Origin of the sequence: Lysobacter sp. BMK333-48F3, assembly GCF_019733395.1 — a bacterium.
Taxonomy (GTDB): Bacteria; Pseudomonadota; Gammaproteobacteria; order Xanthomonadales; family Xanthomonadaceae; genus Lysobacter.
Window position 1 is genome coordinate 4,682,775 of sequence record NZ_JAIHOO010000001.1, and the last position, 16,788, is coordinate 4,699,562.

The 16,788-nt window shown below is 69.6% G+C and carries 18 protein-coding genes; 14 read left to right on the forward strand and 4 right to left on the reverse strand.

Annotation, left to right across the window (positions count from 1 at the left end; genetic code table 11):
• The first annotated feature begins 117 nt into the window (after positions 1-117).
• The 3 genes from K4L06_RS20170 to K4L06_RS20180 all read left to right on the forward strand — a co-directional run bounded on the left by K4L06_RS20170 (position 118) and on the right by K4L06_RS20180 (position 2,775).
• Complete coding sequence (locus tag K4L06_RS20170; protein WP_221673084.1) at positions 118-675, forward strand: YaeQ family protein; 558 nt, start codon at positions 118-120, stop codon at positions 673-675.
• Between the two features lies 1 nt (position 676).
• Positions 677-1,864: an NAD(P)/FAD-dependent oxidoreductase gene (locus K4L06_RS20175; RefSeq protein WP_221673085.1), complete on the forward strand. Its 1,188-nt coding sequence runs from the start codon at positions 677-679 to the stop codon at positions 1,862-1,864.
• Between the two features lie 161 nt (positions 1,865-2,025).
• Positions 2,026-2,775: a hypothetical protein gene (locus tag K4L06_RS20180; RefSeq protein WP_221673086.1), complete on the forward strand. Its 750-nt coding sequence runs from the start codon at positions 2,026-2,028 to the stop codon at positions 2,773-2,775.
• A gap of 398 nt (positions 2,776-3,173) precedes the next feature.
• Here the strand turns inward: K4L06_RS20180 and rimO are convergent, their stop codons facing one another.
• The gene (rimO, locus tag K4L06_RS20185) at positions 3,174-4,550 is read right to left on the reverse strand and encodes a 30S ribosomal protein S12 methylthiotransferase RimO (RefSeq protein WP_221673087.1); all 1,377 of its coding nucleotides are present in this window, start codon (positions 4,548-4,550) and stop codon (positions 3,174-3,176) included.
• A 138-nt stretch (positions 4,551-4,688) separates the two neighbouring features.
• Between rimO and K4L06_RS20190 the strand changes: the two genes are divergently transcribed.
• The 11 genes from K4L06_RS20190 (at position 4,689) to K4L06_RS20240 (ending at position 13,290) form a co-directional block, all read left to right on the forward strand.
• Positions 4,689-5,351: a dienelactone hydrolase family protein gene (locus K4L06_RS20190; RefSeq protein ID WP_221673088.1), complete on the forward strand. Its 663-nt coding sequence runs from the start codon at positions 4,689-4,691 to the stop codon at positions 5,349-5,351.
• On the forward strand, positions 5,348-5,758 hold the full coding sequence (locus K4L06_RS20195; RefSeq protein WP_221673089.1) for an HIT family protein: 411 nt from the start codon (positions 5,348-5,350) through the stop codon (positions 5,756-5,758). Before K4L06_RS20190 ends, K4L06_RS20195 begins: the two co-directional genes overlap by 4 nt.
• Positions 5,759-5,787: 29 nt before the next feature.
• Complete coding sequence (pxpB, locus tag K4L06_RS20200; protein WP_221673090.1) at positions 5,788-6,498, forward strand: 5-oxoprolinase subunit PxpB; 711 nt, start codon at positions 5,788-5,790, stop codon at positions 6,496-6,498.
• Positions 6,495-7,469 (forward strand): biotin-dependent carboxyltransferase family protein, encoded by a 975-nt coding sequence (locus tag K4L06_RS20205; protein WP_221673091.1) that lies wholly within the window; start codon positions 6,495-6,497, stop codon positions 7,467-7,469. The genes pxpB and K4L06_RS20205 overlap by 4 nt, the downstream gene beginning before the upstream one ends.
• A gap of 255 nt (positions 7,470-7,724) precedes the next feature.
• Positions 7,725-9,557, forward strand: a complete 1,833-nt coding sequence (locus K4L06_RS20210) for a DUF885 domain-containing protein (RefSeq protein WP_221673092.1) — start codon at positions 7,725-7,727, stop codon at positions 9,555-9,557.
• Between the two features lie 475 nt (positions 9,558-10,032).
• Complete coding sequence (locus tag K4L06_RS20215) at positions 10,033-10,197, forward strand: DUF5668 domain-containing protein (protein ID WP_091793749.1); 165 nt, start codon at positions 10,033-10,035, stop codon at positions 10,195-10,197.
• Between the two features lie 26 nt (positions 10,198-10,223).
• On the forward strand, positions 10,224-10,967 hold the full coding sequence (locus tag K4L06_RS20220) for a 5-oxoprolinase subunit PxpA (RefSeq protein WP_221673093.1): 744 nt from the start codon (positions 10,224-10,226) through the stop codon (positions 10,965-10,967).
• A gap of 87 nt (positions 10,968-11,054) precedes the next feature.
• Positions 11,055-11,771: a DUF969 domain-containing protein gene (locus tag K4L06_RS20225; RefSeq protein WP_221673094.1), complete on the forward strand. Its 717-nt coding sequence runs from the start codon at positions 11,055-11,057 to the stop codon at positions 11,769-11,771.
• Positions 11,768-12,748 carry a DUF979 domain-containing protein gene (locus K4L06_RS20230; protein ID WP_221673095.1) on the forward strand — a complete coding sequence of 327 codons (981 nt, stop codon included), beginning with the start codon at positions 11,768-11,770 and terminating at the stop codon, positions 12,746-12,748. Before K4L06_RS20225 ends, K4L06_RS20230 begins: the two co-directional genes overlap by 4 nt.
• Positions 12,745-12,963 carry a hypothetical protein gene (locus K4L06_RS20235; RefSeq protein WP_221673096.1) on the forward strand — a complete coding sequence of 73 codons (219 nt, stop codon included), beginning with the start codon at positions 12,745-12,747 and terminating at the stop codon, positions 12,961-12,963. Before K4L06_RS20230 ends, K4L06_RS20235 begins: the two co-directional genes overlap by 4 nt.
• A gap of 33 nt (positions 12,964-12,996) precedes the next feature.
• Complete coding sequence (locus K4L06_RS20240) at positions 12,997-13,290, forward strand: hypothetical protein (protein WP_221673097.1); 294 nt, start codon at positions 12,997-12,999, stop codon at positions 13,288-13,290.
• A 449-nt stretch (positions 13,291-13,739) separates the two neighbouring features.
• On the opposite strand, the gene K4L06_RS20245 is transcribed toward K4L06_RS20240, so the two are convergent.
• The 3 genes from K4L06_RS20245 to apbC form a co-directional block, all read right to left on the reverse strand.
• Entirely contained in the window at positions 13,740-14,249 is a 510-nt protein-coding gene (locus tag K4L06_RS20245; RefSeq protein WP_221673098.1) for an RDD family protein, read from the reverse strand.
• 399 nt (positions 14,250-14,648) lie between these two features.
• A complete protein-coding gene (gene dcd / locus K4L06_RS20250; protein ID WP_221673099.1) occupies positions 14,649-15,218 on the reverse strand; it encodes a dCTP deaminase in 570 nt (189 codons plus the stop codon).
• A gap of 62 nt (positions 15,219-15,280) precedes the next feature.
• Positions 15,281-16,348, reverse strand: coding sequence for an iron-sulfur cluster carrier protein ApbC (gene apbC, locus K4L06_RS20255; protein ID WP_221673100.1), 1,068 nt, complete (start codon positions 16,346-16,348; stop codon positions 15,281-15,283).
• Positions 16,349-16,788 lie beyond the last annotated feature (440 nt).

Consider the following 16,788-nt stretch of genomic DNA (forward strand, 5'->3'; position numbering starts at 1 on the left):
GGGCCGGGCCGCCTTGGATGGACGCGCGGGCGGCGACTGGCCGGCCCCAGCGCGGCGGCCGGCGCCGCGCCGCGCAAAGCCCTAGAATGCGCGCTGTTTTTACCCCAGGTCCGCCCCATGGCGCCGAACGCCACCATCGTCAAAATCGAACTGCAGGTCAGCGACATGGACCGGCACTACTACGCCGGCCATAACCTGACCCTGGCCCAGCACCCGTCCGAGACCGAGCAGCGGTTGATGGTGCGCCTGCTCGCCTTCGCCCTGCACGCGCACGAACGCCTGGAATTCGGCCCCGGCCTCAGCGGCGAGGACGAGCCCGAGCTGAGCCTGCGCGACTACAGCGGCGAAATCGAGCTGTGGATCGACGTCGGCCAGCCCGACGAGTCGCGGATCCGCAAGGCCTGCGGCCGCGCGCGCCAGGTGGTGGTGGTCAACTACGGCGGCCGCGCCGCCGACATCTGGTGGGACAAGAACATCGCGGTCCTGCGCCGGCTGAAGAACCTGACCGTGCTCGACCTCGACGCGGGTTCGGTCGAAGCGATGGCCGATCTGGTCCAGCGCAGCTTCCGCCTGGACTGCCAGATCCAGGACGGCGAGGTCGCGCTGAGCACCGACAAGGCCAGCCTCGCCCTGGTCCCGAGCGTGCGCCAGGGCGCGGAAAACCGGGCGGCCTGAGATGGCGGAGCGTTACGACGCCGTGGTCGTCGGCGGCGGCGCCGCCGGCCTGATGTGCGCGCTGACCGCCGGCCGCCGCGGCAAGCGCGTGCTGGTGCTGGAGCACGCCAACAAGGTCGGCAAGAAGATCCTGATGTCCGGCGGCGGACGCTGCAATTTCACCAACACCGGCACGACGCCCGCCAACTACCTGTCGGCCAACCCGCATTTCTGCAAGTCCGCGCTGGCGCGCTACACGCCGTGGGACTTCATCGCGATGGTCGAGCGCCACCGCATCGCCTACCACGAGAAAGAGCTCGGCCAGCTGTTCTGCGATCTGTCGTCGAAGCTGATCGTGAAGATGCTGGTCGACGAATGCCAGGCGGCCGGGGTGCGGATCGAGACCGGCCACGGCATCGACGCCCTGCACCACGGCGACGGCGAGGCGCCGTTCCGGCTGCATACCGCGCACGGCAACGTCGCTACGCCCGCGCTGGTCGTGGCCAGCGGCGGCCTGTCGATCCCGAGCATGGGCGCCAGCGGTTTCGGCTACGAACTGGCGCGGCGCTTCGGCCACCGCGTGCTGCCGACCCGCGCCGGACTGGTGCCGCTGACCCTCAGCGGCAAGCACCAGGAGCGCCTGCACGACCTCAGCGGCGTCGCCCTGGCGGTGACCGCGAACTGCAACGGCCAGGCCTTCAGCAACCAGATGCTGATCACCCACCGCGGCGTCAGCGGGCCGGCGATTCTGCAGATTTCCTCGTACTGGCAGCCCGGCGACGATCTGCGCCTGGATTTGCTGCCCGGCCAGGACGCACTGGATTGGCTGCTCGCCCAGCAGCGCCAGCGCCCGGCCGCGGAACTGAAGACCGTGCTCGGCGAAATCCTGCCCAAGCGTTTCGCCCAGCGCCTGTGCGAGGTCTGGTTGGCGAACAAGCCGATGAAGCAGTACAACGCGCCGGAGCTGAAGCAACTGGCCGCGACCCTGTCCGACTGGCCGCTGACCGCCAGCGGCACCGAGGGCTACCGCACCGCCGAGGTCACCCTGGGCGGGGTCGATACCGACGAAGTCTCGTCGAGCACGCTGCAGTCCAAGCGCGTGCCGGGCCTGTACTTCGTCGGCGAAGTGCTCGACGTCACCGGCTGGCTGGGCGGCTACAACTTCCAGTGGGCCTGGGCGTCGGGCCATGCGGCGGGGTTGGCGGTGTAGGTTCGGGAATTGGGAATTGGGAATTGGGAATTGGGAATGGGGAATGGGGAATGGGGCCGAGTCTGTCGGTGTCCGTTCCTAACCCCTAGCTCCTGACGCTTAGCTCCCGGGCCGCTCTGGATTACCATCCACCGCACTCCATCAGGCCAAGGACGCCGTCTATGCTCGCCGCTGGTTCGTTCCGCCGTTTCGGCATCCTCGCCTTGGCGCTGTCGGGTGCGCTCTCTCTGTCGGCCGCCGCTGCGGATCGCAACCCGCTGACGCCCGGCGAGTACATCACCGGCCAAGGCTGGGGCACGCTCAAGATCGGCGCCGACGCGGCGGGCCGGCAGCGGTTCGAGATCCTGACCGTCAGCGTCGGCAACTACTGCGAACTCAGCGGAACGATCGAAAACGGCCGCGGCCTGGTCGCGGCCGAAGGCGATCTGCCGGCGTGCGCCATCACCCTGAGCGACAACGGCGAAGGCATCGACGTGGCGATGGCCACACCGGCCGAATGCAAGCGCCACTGCGGCCTCAACGGCAGCTTCGATGTCGACTACCTCAAAGTCGCGCCCGAATGCACCAGCGACGGCCTGCGCCGCAGCCGCGACGCGTTCAAGCGCAGCTACGACGGCCAGCGCTATGCGCAAGCGCTGGCGACCCTGGAGCCGGTGCTGAACCGATGCGGGCGCACCTTGAGCTGGGAGGACGAAGGCGATATCCGCAACGACCTGGCCATCACCCAGTACCACAACGGCCGCTATCGCGAATGCCTCGCTACGCTGCAGCCGTATGCCGAGGAGGCCGCGCTCGACGATGCCGAACTCGCCGACAGCTGGCCGCCGGTGCTGCTCGACCGTCGGCTCAGCATCGTCCGTCCGGCGCGGACGAATCTGCGTTTGTGCAAGCGCAAGCTGGGGCTGCGTTGAAAGTTGGCGGCCGCGTCATGGCCTGAGCGAGCGAACCGCGGCTCGGGCGGAGGTACCGGCCTTTCGCGCCTAGCTTCATCGCTTTCAGGCCCGCGGGCGCGGCGGCGCGCTCAAAAGCAAATCCCCCGGCGCAGCCAGTGGGACCCGACCTCGATTCGCGTCGGCGCCAGCCCCCTTTTTCAAAAGGGGGCTAGTAGTCGGCGCGCGCGACTACCCGACACGCCACCATGAACAACGCAGCCCTTCCCCCCTTTGAAAAGGGTGAGAGCGTGCGCTTGCGAACCGCAGGTTCGCGCACGATCGAACGCCAGCAGGCTATGCCTGCTGGCCGGACGGGCCAGGGGGGATTTGCTGTTGCTGTTGCCGTTGCTCTCGCCAAGCCCCAGCAACCAGCCCCCTCACTCCGGCAGCAACGCCTCGCCGTACAGATCGTGCTCGTCGCTGCCCATGATCTCGACGTCGACGAACTGGCCGACGTGCAGCTGCGCTTCCAGGCCGTTCTGGATCTGCACCAGGCCGTCGATCTCCGGCGCGTCGGCCATCGAACGGGCGATCGCCAGGTCGCCGTCGATCGCGTCGACCAGGCAGCGCTGCACGCTGCCGACCTTGGCCTCGAGCTTGGCCGCGGAAATCTCCGCCTGCCGCTCCATGAACCGCGCCAGGCGCTCCTGCTTGACCTCTTCGGCCACCGGATCGGGCAGATCGTTGGCCTGAGCGCCGTCGACCGGCGAATAGGCGAAGGCGCCGACCCGGTCGAGCTGGGCCTCGTCGAGGAAGTCGAGCAGCTCTTCGAACTCGGCCTCGGTCTCGCCCGGGAAGCCGACGATGAAGGTGCTGCGGATCGCGATATCGGGGGCGATCGAGCGCCAGCGCTGGATCCGCTCCAGGGTCTTGTCGACCGCGCCCGGGCGCTTCATCAGCTTGAGCACGCGCGGGCTGGCGTGCTGGAACGGGATGTCCAGGTACGGCAGCAGCTTGGGCATGCCGTGGGCGCCGTTTTGCGCCATCAGCGGGATGATGTCGTCGACGTGCGGATACGGATACACGTAGTGCAGGCGGGTCCAGATGCCCAGCTCGGCCAGGCCCTCGCACAGCGCCTTCATCCGGGTCTGGTAGCTGTTGCCGCGCCACTCGCGCGCGGCGTACTTGAGGTCGACGCCGTAGGCCGAAGTGTCCTGCGAGATCACCAGCAGTTCCTTGACCCCGCCCATCGCCAGCTTCTCGGCTTCGCGCAGCACCTCGTCGACCGGACGCGAGACCAGGTCGCCGCGCATCGACGGGATGATGCAGAAGCTGCAGCGGTGATTGCAGCCTTCGGAAATCTTCAGATAGGCGTAGTGCTTCGGGGTCAGCTTGATGCCGATCCCATCGTCGCGTCGCGGCACCAGGTCGATGAACGGATCGTGCTTGGGCGGCAGCGCCGCGTGCACCGCGCTCATCACGCTGCCGTAGTCCTGCGGGCCGCTGATCGACAGCACGTCCGGATGCGCCTCGCGGATCAGCTCCGAGCGCTTGCCCAGGCAACCGGTGACGATCACCTTGCCGTTCTCGGCGATCGCCTCGCCGATCGCGTCCAGCGACTCGGTCACCGCCGAATCGATGAAGCCGCAGGTGTTGACCACGACCACGTCGGCGTCGTCGTAGCTCTGCACGATGTCGTAGCCCTCGACCCGCAGCTGGGTGAGGATGCGCTCGGAATCGACCAGGGCCTTGGGGCAACCGAGGCTGACGAAACCGACTTTGGGATTGGCTGGCGAAACGCTGGCGGAAGACATGAACGCGGAGACCTGAACGAGGATGCCCGATGGGCGGCGGGCCGACGGCCCGGATCCGGCGACGCCGGGGGCGCGAATTATAGCCTCCGCGGCTAAACTGGCCGCGAACCAAGGTTCATTCGCATAGGAGCAAGCCCCATGGCCCAGTGGATCGACCTCGACACCCCGGCCGGCCCGGTCCGCGCCTGGCGCGCCGACCCCGGCGGGCCGCCGCGCGGCGGTCTGGTGGTGATCCAGGAGATTTTCGGCGTCAACGCGCATATCCGCGCGGTCGCCGAGCGCTTCGCCGAAGCCGGCTATGCGGTCCTGGCGCCGGCCCTGTTCGATCCGGTCGAGCCCGGAGTGGAGCTGGGCTACGACCAGTCGGCGGCCGCGCGCGGGGTCGAATTGCGCAACGCGGTCGGCTTCGACCGCGCCAGCGAGATCGTCGGCGCCGCCGCGCACCGGCTGCAGGACGAGGGCCTGCGCACCGGCGCGGTCGGCTTCTGCTGGGGCGGCTCGCTGGCCTTCCTGGCCAATACCCGCCACGGCCTGCCCGCGGTCAGCTACTACGGCGCGCGCACCCTGCCCTTCCTCGGCGAGCCGGCGCGCGCGCCGATCGCGTTCCACTTCGGCCGCCACGACGGCAGCATCCCGCCGGAGGCGATCGAACAGCACCGTCAGGCGCTGCCGAACGCCCCGATCTACCTCTACGACGCCGGCCATGGCTTCAACTGCGAGCTGCGCGCCGACTACGACGCCGATAGCGCCGCACTGGCCTGGCGACGCACGCTCGACTTTCTCGCGGACAATCTGAAATGAACCCCTGGCACCTGCACCCGCAACTGGCCGACGACACCCATCCGGTGGCGCAGTTCGAACTGTGCGAGCTGCGGCTGATGGACGACGCCAATCACCCCTGGCTGATCCTGGTGCCGCGGGTGGACGGCGCGGTCGAGCTGGTCGACCTGGACGAGGACCAGCAACAGGCCCTGACCCGCGAAATCGCCCGCACCAGCCGCGCCCTGCAGGCCGCGTTCAAGCCGCACAAGCTCAACGTCGCCGCGCTCGGCAACCTGGTGCCGCAGCTGCACGTGCACGTGATCGCGCGCTACCGCGAGGACATCGCCTGGCCGCGGCCGGTGTGGGGCATGGCGACGGCGCAGCCGTATTCGCCGGAAACCCTGGTGCAACGCATCCGCCGGCTGCAGGACGCGCTGGCGGAGTGACGCCGGCGCCTACGCCGATACCCGCGCCGATGCCGCCCCCGCCGGCCGTGTTCGAACCCCTGGCCGACGATGCCTGGCTGCTGCGCCTGGGCGAGCGCATCGACGACGCCGTCAACGCCCGGGTGCACGCGTTCGTCGCCCGCCTGCGCCGACAGCCGCCGCCGTGGCTGCGCGACCTGGTACCGGCCTACGCCAGCCTGGCGCTGTTCTTCGATCCGCGAATCGTCGATGCCGAAACCGCGCTGGACTGGCTAAGCGCGCAGTGGCTATCCCACGACCACGACCTGGCCGACGGACCGGTCGAGGCACTGCGCGAAGTCGAGATTCCGGTCGCCTACGGCGGCGAGTACGGCCCCGACCTGGACGAGTCGGCGGCGGAACTCGGTCTGTCGCCGCAGCAGCTGATCCAGCGCCACGCCGACGCCGAATATAGGGTGGCAATGATCGGCTTCGCCCCCGGTTTCCCCTATCTGTCCGGGCTCGATCCGGCGCTGGCCCTGCCGCGCCTGAGCACGCCGCGCACCGCGGTCGCCGCCGGCAGCGTCGCCATCGGCGGCGCCCAGACCGGCATCTACCCGCGCCCGGGGCCGGGCGGTTGGCGCCTGCTCGGGCGCACGCCGCTGGCCCTGTTCGACGCCGGCCGCGCCGCGCCGACCCTGCTGCTGCCGGGCGACCGGGTGCGGTTCGTGCCGATCGATGCGGACGCGTTCGAACGCTTGCGCGCACAGGCGACGCCATGAGCCGCGACGACGCCGCGATCGAAGTGCTGGCGCCCGGTCCGCTCAGCAGCGTGCAGGACCAGGGCCGGCCCGGCTGGCGTCATCTCGGCGTGGCGCGCAGCGGCGCGCTCGACCCCGGCCTGGCCGCGCTGGCCAATCGGCTGGTCGGCAACGATGCCGACGCGGCGGTGCTGGAGCTGTGCCTGCACGGCCCGCAGTTGCGCCTGCGGCGGCCGTTGCGCCTGGCCCTGCTCGGCGCCAGTCTGGACCTGCGCCTGGACGGCCGCGCCTTGCCCGCGGCGATGGGCCGGCCGATCGAACTGCCGGCCGGCGAACTGCGCCTGGGCGGCCTGCGCGGCGGCGTGCGCGCCTGGCTGGCGGTGGCCGGCGGTTTCGCCGCGCCGACCGTGCTGGGCAGCCGCAGCACCGATTTGCGCGGCGGCTTCGGCGGTTACGCCGGCCGCGCCCTGCGCGCCGGCGACCGGCTCGCGCTCGGCGACTGCGTGCCGCCCGCGATCCAGGCGCCGCGCGCCAGCGCCTGGTGGGTCGATCCCGAATTCGATCCGCCGGACCGGGAGCCGATCCGCTACCGCGCCCACGCCACGCCGGCGCTGGCCGAAGCGCAGGCGCGCTTCGGCGCGCAGGCCTGGCGGGTGGCCGCGGCCAGCGATCGCCAGGGCCTGCGCCTGGACGGCGCCGCGCTGCCCGCGCCCGCCGCCGCCGGGGTGTCGGAACCGGTCGCGCCCGGCACCGTGCAACTGCCGCCGGACGGTCGGCCGATCGTGCTGCTGGCCGATGCGCAGACCGTCGGCGGCTATGCCCGCCTCGGCCACGTCATCGCCGCCGATCTGCCGCGCCTGGCCCAGGCCGGCCCCAACACGCCGCTGCGCTTTCGCGCCTGCGACGCGGCCGAAGCCGCGGCGGCCTGGCGCGAGCGGCAGCAGCGGCTGGCGCGCTTGGGCGTGGCGGTGGATGCGCGCTTGCGCGGCTGAGCCGCGCGGCATCGGCGGGTCCGCGGATCTTGCTGCAACGCAAGGCATCGGCCGCGCGTTGCTGGCGCTGCTGTGGCTGCCGTCGCTGCCGTCGCTGAATTGGCGCGAGCCGCATTCACGAGCGTCCGCGGCACGAGCACTGCATCGAAACTGTGCCGGATTCTGCATCCGCCTAGGGCAAAAGACACTATCGCCGACGCGTCCGCAACCGCGAGGATCGGCGGCACCGTCGCCATCGCTGTTCGGAGGTTCCGCATGCCGTCCCTGCGTCTGCTGTCGCTGTCCGTCTGTGTCGCCGCCGCCCTGGGCGCCGGCTGCAAGCAAAGCGCGCCCGCGCCCGCCGCCCCAACCGCCGACAGCGCCGCCGCGCCGGCCGCCGCCGATGCCGCCTGGAACAGCGCGGTCGACCAGTTCATCCAGGGCTTCTTCGAACACTTCCCGACCTGGGGCGCGAACGCCGGCAAGCACGAATTCGACGGCCGCCTGCCCGACTTCTCGCCCGAGGGCCTGAAGCGCAACGCGCAGTGGCTGCACCAGCAGCGCGACGCGATCGCAGCGTTCGGCGACGACCGTCTTTCGCCGGCGCAGCGCTACCAGCGCGACTACGTGCGCGCGGTGATCGACGGCCAGTTGTTCTGGCTGGAAGACTCCGGCTTCGCGACCAAGAACCCGGCCTTCTACATGGGCGACCTGTCGCCGAGCATGTACCTGACCCGCCCTTACGCGCCGCTGGAACAGCGCATGGCCGCGTTCGTGAGCTATCAGGAAAACCTGCCCAAGGCGGTCGCGCAGATCCGCGCCAACCTGCAGGGGCCGCTGCCGGACAGCTACATCCAGCTCGGCAGCGCGGTGTTCGGCGGCATGGCCGAATTCTTCGATCAGGACGTGCCGAAGATCTTCGCCGAGGTCCAGGACGACAAGCTGCAGATGCGCCTGAAGCAGTCCAACGCCATGGCCACGGTGGCGATGCGCGAACTGGCCGAGCACATGAAGCTGCAGAAGGGCCGCGAGCCGGTGGACTTCGCCTTGGGCGCGGACAAGTTCGCCCGAATGCTCAAGGCCACCGAAGGCGTCGACCTGCCGCTGGACCGGCTCAAGGCCGCCGGCGAAGCCGACCTGGCGCGCAACCTGGCCGCGCTGCAACGCGCTTGCGAGGCCTACGCCAAGGGCAAGCCGATCGCCCAATGCATCGAACAGGTCAACGCCGACAAGCCGGTCGGCGGCGCGGTCGAGGGCGCGCGCAAGCAATTAGTCGGGCTGCGCCAGTTCCTGGTCGACAAGGACCTGGTGACGATTCCGGGCACCGAAGAGGCCAAGGTCGAGGAAGCGCCGCCGTTCAACCGCAACAACTTCGCCTACATCGAGATCCCGGGGCCGTACGAGAAGAACCTGCCCTCGGTGTACTACATCGCCCCGCCGGATCCGAGCTGGCCCAAGGCCGAGCAGGACGCCTACGTGCCGGGCCAGGCCGACCTGCTGTTCACTTCCGCGCACGAAGTCTGGCCGGGGCATTTCCTCCAGTTCCTGCACGCCAACCGCTCGCAATGGAAGTTCGCCCAGTTGTTCGTCGGCTATGCCTACGCCGAAGGCTGGGCGCACTACACCGAGGAAATGATGTTCGACGCCGGCCTGGACGGGGCGACGCCGGAGATCCACATCGGCCAGCTGACCAACGCCTTGCTGCGCAACGTGCGCTACCTGTCGGCGATCGGCCTGCACACCGGCGGCATGACCGTGGCCGAGTCGGAGCAGATGTTCAAGGACAAGGCCTTCCAGGACCCGGGCAACGCGCGCCAGCAAGCCGCGCGCGGCACCTACGATCCGGCCTATCTGAACTACACGCTGGGCAAGCTGATGATCCAGCAGCTGCGCGAGGACTGGACCGCCAGCCGCGGCGGCCGCACTGCGTGGAAGTCCTTCCACGACCAGTTCCTCAGCTACGGCGGCCCGCCGATCCCGCTGTTGCGCGGACAGATGCTCGGCACCGCGCCGGAGGCGAAGCTGTGGATGGCGCCGGCGACCGCCGCCGCGACCACCGCCTCGGCGGCGCCGGCCTCGGCGGCTCCGGCGGCGAGCGGCTCTCACTGAGCCAAGGCAAATCCCCCGCGCAACTGCGACGTCGCGACACCGGCTAACGCAGGCGCTCGCCCCCTTTTTCAAAGGGGGCGAATTCTCCGGGCGCCGCCGCACTGCGAATAAGCACGCAGCCGTTCCCCCCTTTGAAAAAGGGGGGCCAGGGGGGATTTGCTCTTGCCTCCCAAAACGCCAATCCCCTGCGGTCATCACTGCACGATGCCGCCTCCCCACAAGCGTCAGCCCCATCGTTAAGACGGGGCTGATGCCGCAGCAAGCAATTTCCGGCCGCAACGGTGTCCGGCGCCGATGCCGATTCGATGCTGCACCGCAACAGACGCGATCCAAGCCATCGCAAGACTCCTCGCGCCCGATCGATCTGCGGCCTGCATCCCCCGATCCGCCGCGCCCTCTTGGTCGACTTCGCCAACCCGTCTAGACTCCTTCCGTCCCCGGGCCCGGCGCCCCGCACCAGTACGAGACCGCAGCAATGAAATCCCATGTCGTCGGCGCCCTGATCCTGATCGTCATCGGCACGCTGTTCCTGCTCAACAACCTCGGCTTCACCAACCTCAGCGTGACCAAGCTGCTGGTGACCTGGTGGCCGGCGATCCTGATCGCGGTCGGCCTGGGCCTGCTGTTCAAGCGCAACTAGTCGCGCAGCGCACGCCGCGCAAGGCCATGCAGTACCGCATCGATTTCAATTGCGACCTCGGCGAAGGCTGCGGCGACGATGCGGCGATCCTGCCCTACGTCAGCTCGGCCAACATCGCCTGCGGCGGCCATGCCGGCGACGAAGCGACCATGCGCGCGACCCTGCGCCTGTGCCGCGAGCACGGCGTCGCCACCGGCGCCCATCCGGGCTACCAAGACCCTGAGCATTTCGGCCGCCGCAGCCTGTCGCTGGACCGCGACGAAATCGGCCTGCTGATGCTCGGCCAGCTGGCCCGGCTCGGCGCCGTCGCCGCCGACGAGGGCGTGCGCCTGACCCACGTCAAGCCGCACGGCGCGCTGTACAACCTCGCCGCCGACGACCGCGTCGTCGCCGAAGCCATCGTCGCTGCCGTCGCCGCCTTCGATCCGCAACTGATCGTCTACGGCCTGGCCCAGTCGCAACTCACCGACGCCGCGCAGCGCGCCGGCCTGCGCGCCGCGCACGAGGTGTTCGCCGAACGCGGCTACGCCGGCAACGGCCGCCTGCTGCCGCGCGGCCAGCCCGGCGCGGTGATCGAGTCCCTGCCGCAGGCGATCGCCCAGGTCCGGCGCCTGGTGATCGACGGCGAAGTCGACACCGCCGACGGCCCGCTGCGCTTGCGCGCCGACACCCTGTGCCTGCACGGCGACCGCGCCGACGCGCCGGCCTTCGCCCGCGCCGTGCGCGAGGCCCTGCTCGCCGACGGCGTGGCCATCCGGGCGCTGGCCTGAGCCGCATGCGCTCCGGCCGGCGCCCCCGCTTCCGCTCAACCCGCTCCGCCCCACCGCCCCCGCTGCCGCGCCCTGCGAGGTGATGCAATGAATTACTGGCCCCTGCTCGGCGTCGCCGCCGTGGTCCTGGGTTTCGTGCTGCGCTTGAACCCGGCCCTGGTCGTGGTCGCCGCCGGCTTCGTCACCGGCCTCAGCGCGGGCTTGTCGCCGCTGGACGTGCTCGACGTGATCGGCAAGGCCTTCGCCGACAAACGCTTCCTGCTGCTGTTCCTGCTGACCCTGCCGGTGATCGGCCTGCTCGAACGCCACGGCCTCAAGGAGCATGCGCAACGCTGGATCGCGCGCTTGCGCGGCGCGACCCTGGGCCGGTTGCTGATCGCTTATCTGCTGATGCGCCAGCTCGCCTCGGCGGTCGGCCTGACCAGCCTGGGCGGCCATCCGCAGACCGTGCGCCCGCTGCTCGCGCCGATGGCCGAAGGCGCCGCCGAAAGCCGCCATGGCGCGCTCGAACCGGAGCAGCGCGAACGGATCCGGGCGATGGCCGCCGGCACCGACAACGTCGGCCTGTTCTTCGGCGAGGACGTCTTCATCGCCTTCGGCGCGGTGCTGCTGATCCAGAGTTTCTTCGCCGAACACGGCGTCAAGCTGGATCCGCTGCAGATCGCCTTGTGGGGCATCCCGACCGCGATCTGCGCCTTCGCCATCCACGTCGTGCGCATCCTGCGCTTCGAGCGCCGGCTGGCGCGCGAGCGCGCCGCCGCGGCGCCCGCGGCGTCCGGCGCATCGGGAGCGCCGCCGGCATGATTCCCCAGAACGACAGCGGCGGCCTGGTCACCCTGGACTTCGTCTACTGGCTGATGGGCGCCTATTTCGCCGCGCTGGCCCTGCGCGGCGCGCGCGACCGCTCCAACCCGCGGCGCTGGGGCACGGCGGCGTTTTGGGGCCTGATCGCCGTGCTGATGGTCGCCGCCGAGCACCTGCCGGTGCGCGCGGTCGGCGTCTGCGTGGTCGCGCTGGCGGCCCTGGCCGGATTCGGCGCGCTCGGCAAGGGCGCCTATGCAGAGACCGACGCCGGCTACAAACAGGCCGAGGCGCAGCGGCTGGGCAACCGCCTGTTCTGGCCGGCGCTGCTGATCCCGGCAGTGACCCTGGTCGGCGCGCTCGGCCTCAAGCACGTGCGCATCGGCCGGACGCCGCTGCTGGAGCCCGCCAACCTGACCCTGATCGCGCTGGCGCTGGCCTGCGTGGCCGGCCTGATCGCCGCCTGCCGGCTGACCCGGCAGACGCCGTGGAGCGGCATCGAGCAATCGCGCCGACTGGTCGACGCGATCGGCTGGGCGGCGCTGTTGCCGCTGTTGCTGGCGACCCTGGGCAGCGTGTTCGAAGCCGGCGGCGTCGGCCAGGCGGTGGCCGGCGTGGTGCGCGCGGTGATCCCGGTCGAGAACGCCTTCGCGGTGGTGGTCGCCTATGCGGTCGGCATGGCCTTGTTCACCGTGATCATGGGCAACGCCTTCGCCGCGTTCCCGGTCATGACCGCCGGCATCGCCTTGCCCCTGCTGGTGCGCCAGCACGGCGCCGATGCCGCTTCGCTGGCCGCGATCGGCATGCTGTCGGGCTATTGCGGCACCCTGCTGACGCCGATGGCGGCCAACTACAACCTGGTGCCCGCGGCCCTGCTCGAACTCAAGGATCCGTACGGGGTGATCCGCGCGCAATGGCCGACCGGATTGATCCTGTTGGGCTGCAACGTGTTGCTGATGTACTGGATCGCCTTCCGATGAGCGAGCTGCCCTGCGTGCTGCTGCACGCCCTGCGCGAACGCGCCGGCGTTCGAGGCGGCTTCATCCATATTCCGTATGCTCCCGCCCAGGCCGCGCACCATCCCGGCGCGCCGAGCCTGGCGATCGAGACCGTCGCCGCGGGCCTGCGCACGGCGCTGCGCACCGCGCTCGACACCCGCGTCGACCGCCGCCTCGCCGGCGGCGCCGAGCACTGAGTCCGACGCCTTCCTCTCGCCCCGGAGACGCCCATGCCCCGCCTGCTGCTCGCTTTCGTTCTCGCCCTGTCCACGCTCGCCCCGGCCCAGGCCGGCCTGTTCGACAAGAACCCCGACCAGGTCGCGCAGGAAGCGGTCAGCAAGAACCTGCGCGCGGTGACCCTGTGGGTCGACGCCAGCTGGGGCTTCCGCAACCAGGGCGCCGCCAACGCGCTGAGCCGCGCCCACCAGGCCTTCACCACCCGCGGCTACGACGTGGTCAGCGTCGAGCCCTATATCGAAAACGGCGACCTGCAGGGCTTTTTCGTCACCTATCAGAAGCCGTAAGCGCTACGGGGCATGAGCGGCAACTGGGGGCGCCCGCCCCTTTACCCGGCCGCGCTGTACCTGTTGCTGTTAAGAGCTTGGCGCAGCACCGCTGCTCGCGAGAACAATCGCAGACCCGAAGGGCGGCGCACAGGATGTGCGCCGTTTTTCGATAAGACAGGGATGTCTTATCGAAAAATCCCGGCGTAAGCATTGAACTCGCAGGGGAGCTTCGCGCAAATGCGTTTTTCTTTGGTGACTTTCTTTTGGGGCGCCAAAAGAAAGTTACCCGCCCGCTTGCGGGCGGAAGCTTTGCTTTAGAAGCCTCCGAACGACAGATGTCGCAAGACCGAAACCGCGCAGTCGCGGCTCACGCCGCTCCTACAGGCAGCCGCGGCGGCGCCAAAAACGAAAAACGCGCCGATGCCTGGGGCATCGGCGCGTCGGAAGGCGACGCGGTGCGGGCGGAATCAGCGCGCGACCACGACCTTGGTGCCGGCGATCTGGTCGTGCAGGCAGCGACGGTCGTCGCGGAAGATCATCAGCACGTCGACCAGCTGGACGATCGCGCCCAGGCAGGGAATCAGGCCGATGCCCTGCGAGAACAGGTAACGCTTGCCCAGCAGCTCGACCAGGCTCGGCTGCAGCCCGTCCATGTCGACGATCTTGATCTTCATGACCTTCTTGCCCCAGGTCTGGCCGCTCTGGTTGAGCGGATAGGCCTGGATCACGAAGAACAGGATCACGCCGATCAGCCCCCACAGGAACTGCAGGCCGAAGGTCTGCTGGCCGGCCTGGGCCGCGGTCAGGGCTTGTTCGAAATAGCCGCCGACGAACATCAGCGGCAGCAGCAACACCAGCATGATCACGCCGTCGATGATCGCCGAGACCAGGCGGATGCCGCGTCCGGCCAGCTCCTCTTCGCCGTACGCCGGTTCGAGCGACGACTGCGGGCTCTGGTAAGGGTTCTGAGGGTCCATTCTTCTCTCCTTGCAGGTAATGGGCGTTCGTCGGCCCCCTGCCGCGACGCCACGAAAATCCAGGCGGCACGATAACAGGGCAACGTGACTTACGACACATCGTGCCGCGGCGATTGCCGCCGGTCCGCGACCGGCGGCGCGAATGCGCTTGCGGTGCGCACGTGATCGCGCGTTCGAGCCGATCCTTTGCTGGGCTCGTCGAAGCCAAAGCCGAAGCAAATCCCCCCTAGCCCCCCCTTTTTCAAAGGGGGGAACATTTCAAAGGGGGGAATCGATCGAGCGGGGAGAAATTGCCGGGGGCCACCACGGGGTCGGCTCAGTCGTGGTGGGCGGACCCGGCAAACGCAAACGGCCCGGAGCGGGCTCCGGGCCGTGGCGGGGCGGCGGGGCTGGGGCGGCTCAGGTGCGCGGCAGGGTCACGCCGGTCTGGCCCTGGTACTTGCCGCCGCGGTCCTTGTAGGAGGTCTCGCAGATTTCGTCGGACTGGAAGAACAGCATCTGCGCCACGCCCTCGTTGGCGTAGATCCGCGCCGGCAGCGGCGTGGTGTTGCTGAATTCCAGGGTCACGTGGCCTTCCCACTCCGGCTCCAGCGGGGTCACGTTGACGATGATGCCGCAGCGCGCATAGGTGCTCTTGCCCAGGCAGACCACCAGCACGTCGCGCGGAATGCGGAAGTACTCGACCGTGCGCGCCAGGGCGAACGAGTTCGGCGGGATGATGCAGACGTCGTTCTCGATGTCGACGAAGCTGCCCGGATCGAAGTGCTTGGGGTCGACGATGGTCGAGTTGATGTTGGTGAATACCTTGAACTCGCGCGAGCAGCGCACGTCGTAGCCGTAGCTGGACGTGCCGTAGCTGACGATGCGCTGGCCGTCGGCGGCATGCTTGACCTGGCCGGGCTCGAACGGCTCGATCATGCCGTGCTGCTCGGACATGCGACGGATCCAACGGTCGGACTTGATGCTCATGCGGTGTTCCAGTAAGGGCAGCCTGGCTGCCGATTGTAGGGGTTAAAGCGGCGGCGCCGGGCTCAGCCCAGCAGCGAGGCCGAGATCGACGGCGTAGTGCGCGGGCGCCGCGCCAGCGCCACCGCCAGCCGCCGCGCCGCGCCGCGATAAGCGCGCGCCGCCGCCGAGTCGGGCTGGGCCGCGACCAGCGGCACGCCGGCGTCGCCCTGCTCGCGGATCGCCAGTTCCAGCGGCAGGCTGCCCAGCAGCGGCACCCCGTACTGCTCGGCCATGCGCGCGCCGCCGCCTTCGCCGAACAGGTGTTCGGCGTGGCCGCAGTGGCTGCACACGTGCACGGCCATGTTCTCGATCAGACCCAGCACCGGCACCTGGACCTTCTCGAACATCCGCAGCGCCTTGCGCGCGTCCAGGGTGGCGACCTCCTGCGGCGTGGTCACGATCACCGCGCCGGCGACCGGAATCTTCTGCGACAGGGTCAACTGGATGTCGCCGGTGCCGGGCGGCAGATCGACGATCAGATAGTCCAGCTCGCTCCACTGGGTGTCGTTGAGCAAGGTGGTCAGGGCCGAAGTCGCCATCGGGCCGCGCCAGATCATCGGCGTGTCCTGCTCGACCAGCGGGCCGATCGACATCGCCTCCACGCCGTGCGCGCGCAAGGGCTCGATGTGCTTGCCGTCCGGGCTGTCGGGCTTGCCGTGCGCGCCGAGCATGGTCGGCACGCTGGGGCCGTAGATGTCGGCGTCGAGCACGCCGACCCGGGCGCCGTCGGCGGCCAGGGCCAGGGCCAGGTTGACCGCGGTGGTCGATTTGCCGACCCCGCCCTTGCCCGAACCGACCGCGATCAGATTGCGCACGTTCGGCAGCGGCGCCAGGTTCGGCTGCACCGCGTGGGCGACGATGCGCGAGTTCAATTCCAGGCTGGCCAGGCTCAGCGACTGCGCCGCCAGCAGTTCGCCGATCGAACGTTCCAGCTCGGCGCGCAGGCCGGCCAGGGGAAAACCGGCGGAAATGGCCACCGCGACCCGGCCGTCGGCGGCGCCGGCGCGGATCCGCGCCTCGCTGTCGCCCAGGCGCAGGTCGGTGTCGGGGATGGGAAGCGCCGCGATCGCGGCCTGCAGGGTCTCGCTCATACCGGCCGTCCAGCCGGGCGTGGGGTGTGCTTGTGCATGGGGGCTCTGTGATGGGACCGGCCGCTGGGCGGCCGCGCACATGGTAAGGCCTGGGCCGGGGCAGCGTCCCGCGCCGCGACCGCCCCGGCGAGCCGGCCGCGGGGGCCGGTCAGGCCGGGCCGAGCGCTATCGCAAATTGCAGGGGCGACGACCGGGTCGGCGAAATCGGCGTGACCGCTATCGCATTCATTTTTCAGGAACTTTGCCCCGAAGCGGCACGCCCTCGCCCCCTATTCAGCTAGATAATCCAGCACGATCAACCAGTTGAGCGTTGGTCTTCGGCAAAGCCAAGGGGCGCTGAACGCAAAACGGCAAATGTTTCGGCCGTGTTAATTTCAGGTTTGTCAAAGGATTGTTAATTGCCAGGACGGCCACCGGAAGTCGTACTTCGTTCTTTACGT

What these genes read in the sequence shown, in the direction of transcription:
- K4L06_RS20170 (WP_221673084.1), top strand. Translation starts at nt 118, where the DNA reads ATGGCGCCGAACGCCACCATCGTCAAAATCGAACTGCAGGTCAGCGAC.
- K4L06_RS20175 (WP_221673085.1), top strand. Translation starts at nt 677, where the DNA reads ATGGCGGAGCGTTACGACGCCGTGGTCGTCGGCGGCGGCGCCGCCGGC.
- K4L06_RS20180 (WP_221673086.1), top strand. Translation starts at nt 2,026, where the DNA reads ATGCTCGCCGCTGGTTCGTTCCGCCGTTTCGGCATCCTCGCCTTGGCG.
- rimO (WP_221673087.1), bottom strand. Translation starts at nt 4,550, where the DNA reads ATGTCTTCCGCCAGCGTTTCGCCAGCCAATCCCAAAGTCGGTTTCGTC.
- K4L06_RS20190 (WP_221673088.1), top strand. Translation starts at nt 4,689, where the DNA reads ATGGCCCAGTGGATCGACCTCGACACCCCGGCCGGCCCGGTCCGCGCC.
- K4L06_RS20195 (WP_221673089.1), top strand. Translation starts at nt 5,348, where the DNA reads ATGAACCCCTGGCACCTGCACCCGCAACTGGCCGACGACACCCATCCG.
- pxpB (WP_221673090.1), top strand. Translation starts at nt 5,788, where the DNA reads ATGCCGCCCCCGCCGGCCGTGTTCGAACCCCTGGCCGACGATGCCTGG.
- K4L06_RS20205 (WP_221673091.1), top strand. Translation starts at nt 6,495, where the DNA reads ATGAGCCGCGACGACGCCGCGATCGAAGTGCTGGCGCCCGGTCCGCTC.
- K4L06_RS20210 (WP_221673092.1), top strand. Translation starts at nt 7,725, where the DNA reads ATGCCGTCCCTGCGTCTGCTGTCGCTGTCCGTCTGTGTCGCCGCCGCC.
- K4L06_RS20215 (WP_091793749.1), top strand. Translation starts at nt 10,033, where the DNA reads ATGAAATCCCATGTCGTCGGCGCCCTGATCCTGATCGTCATCGGCACG.
- K4L06_RS20220 (WP_221673093.1), top strand. Translation starts at nt 10,224, where the DNA reads ATGCAGTACCGCATCGATTTCAATTGCGACCTCGGCGAAGGCTGCGGC.
- K4L06_RS20225 (WP_221673094.1), top strand. Translation starts at nt 11,055, where the DNA reads ATGAATTACTGGCCCCTGCTCGGCGTCGCCGCCGTGGTCCTGGGTTTC.
- K4L06_RS20230 (WP_221673095.1), top strand. Translation starts at nt 11,768, where the DNA reads ATGATTCCCCAGAACGACAGCGGCGGCCTGGTCACCCTGGACTTCGTC.
- K4L06_RS20235 (WP_221673096.1), top strand. Translation starts at nt 12,745, where the DNA reads ATGAGCGAGCTGCCCTGCGTGCTGCTGCACGCCCTGCGCGAACGCGCC.
- K4L06_RS20240 (WP_221673097.1), top strand. Translation starts at nt 12,997, where the DNA reads ATGCCCCGCCTGCTGCTCGCTTTCGTTCTCGCCCTGTCCACGCTCGCC.
- K4L06_RS20245 (WP_221673098.1), bottom strand. Translation starts at nt 14,249, where the DNA reads ATGGACCCTCAGAACCCTTACCAGAGCCCGCAGTCGTCGCTCGAACCG.
- dcd (WP_221673099.1), bottom strand. Translation starts at nt 15,218, where the DNA reads ATGAGCATCAAGTCCGACCGTTGGATCCGTCGCATGTCCGAGCAGCAC.
- apbC (WP_221673100.1), bottom strand. Translation starts at nt 16,348, where the DNA reads ATGAGCGAGACCCTGCAGGCCGCGATCGCGGCGCTTCCCATCCCCGAC.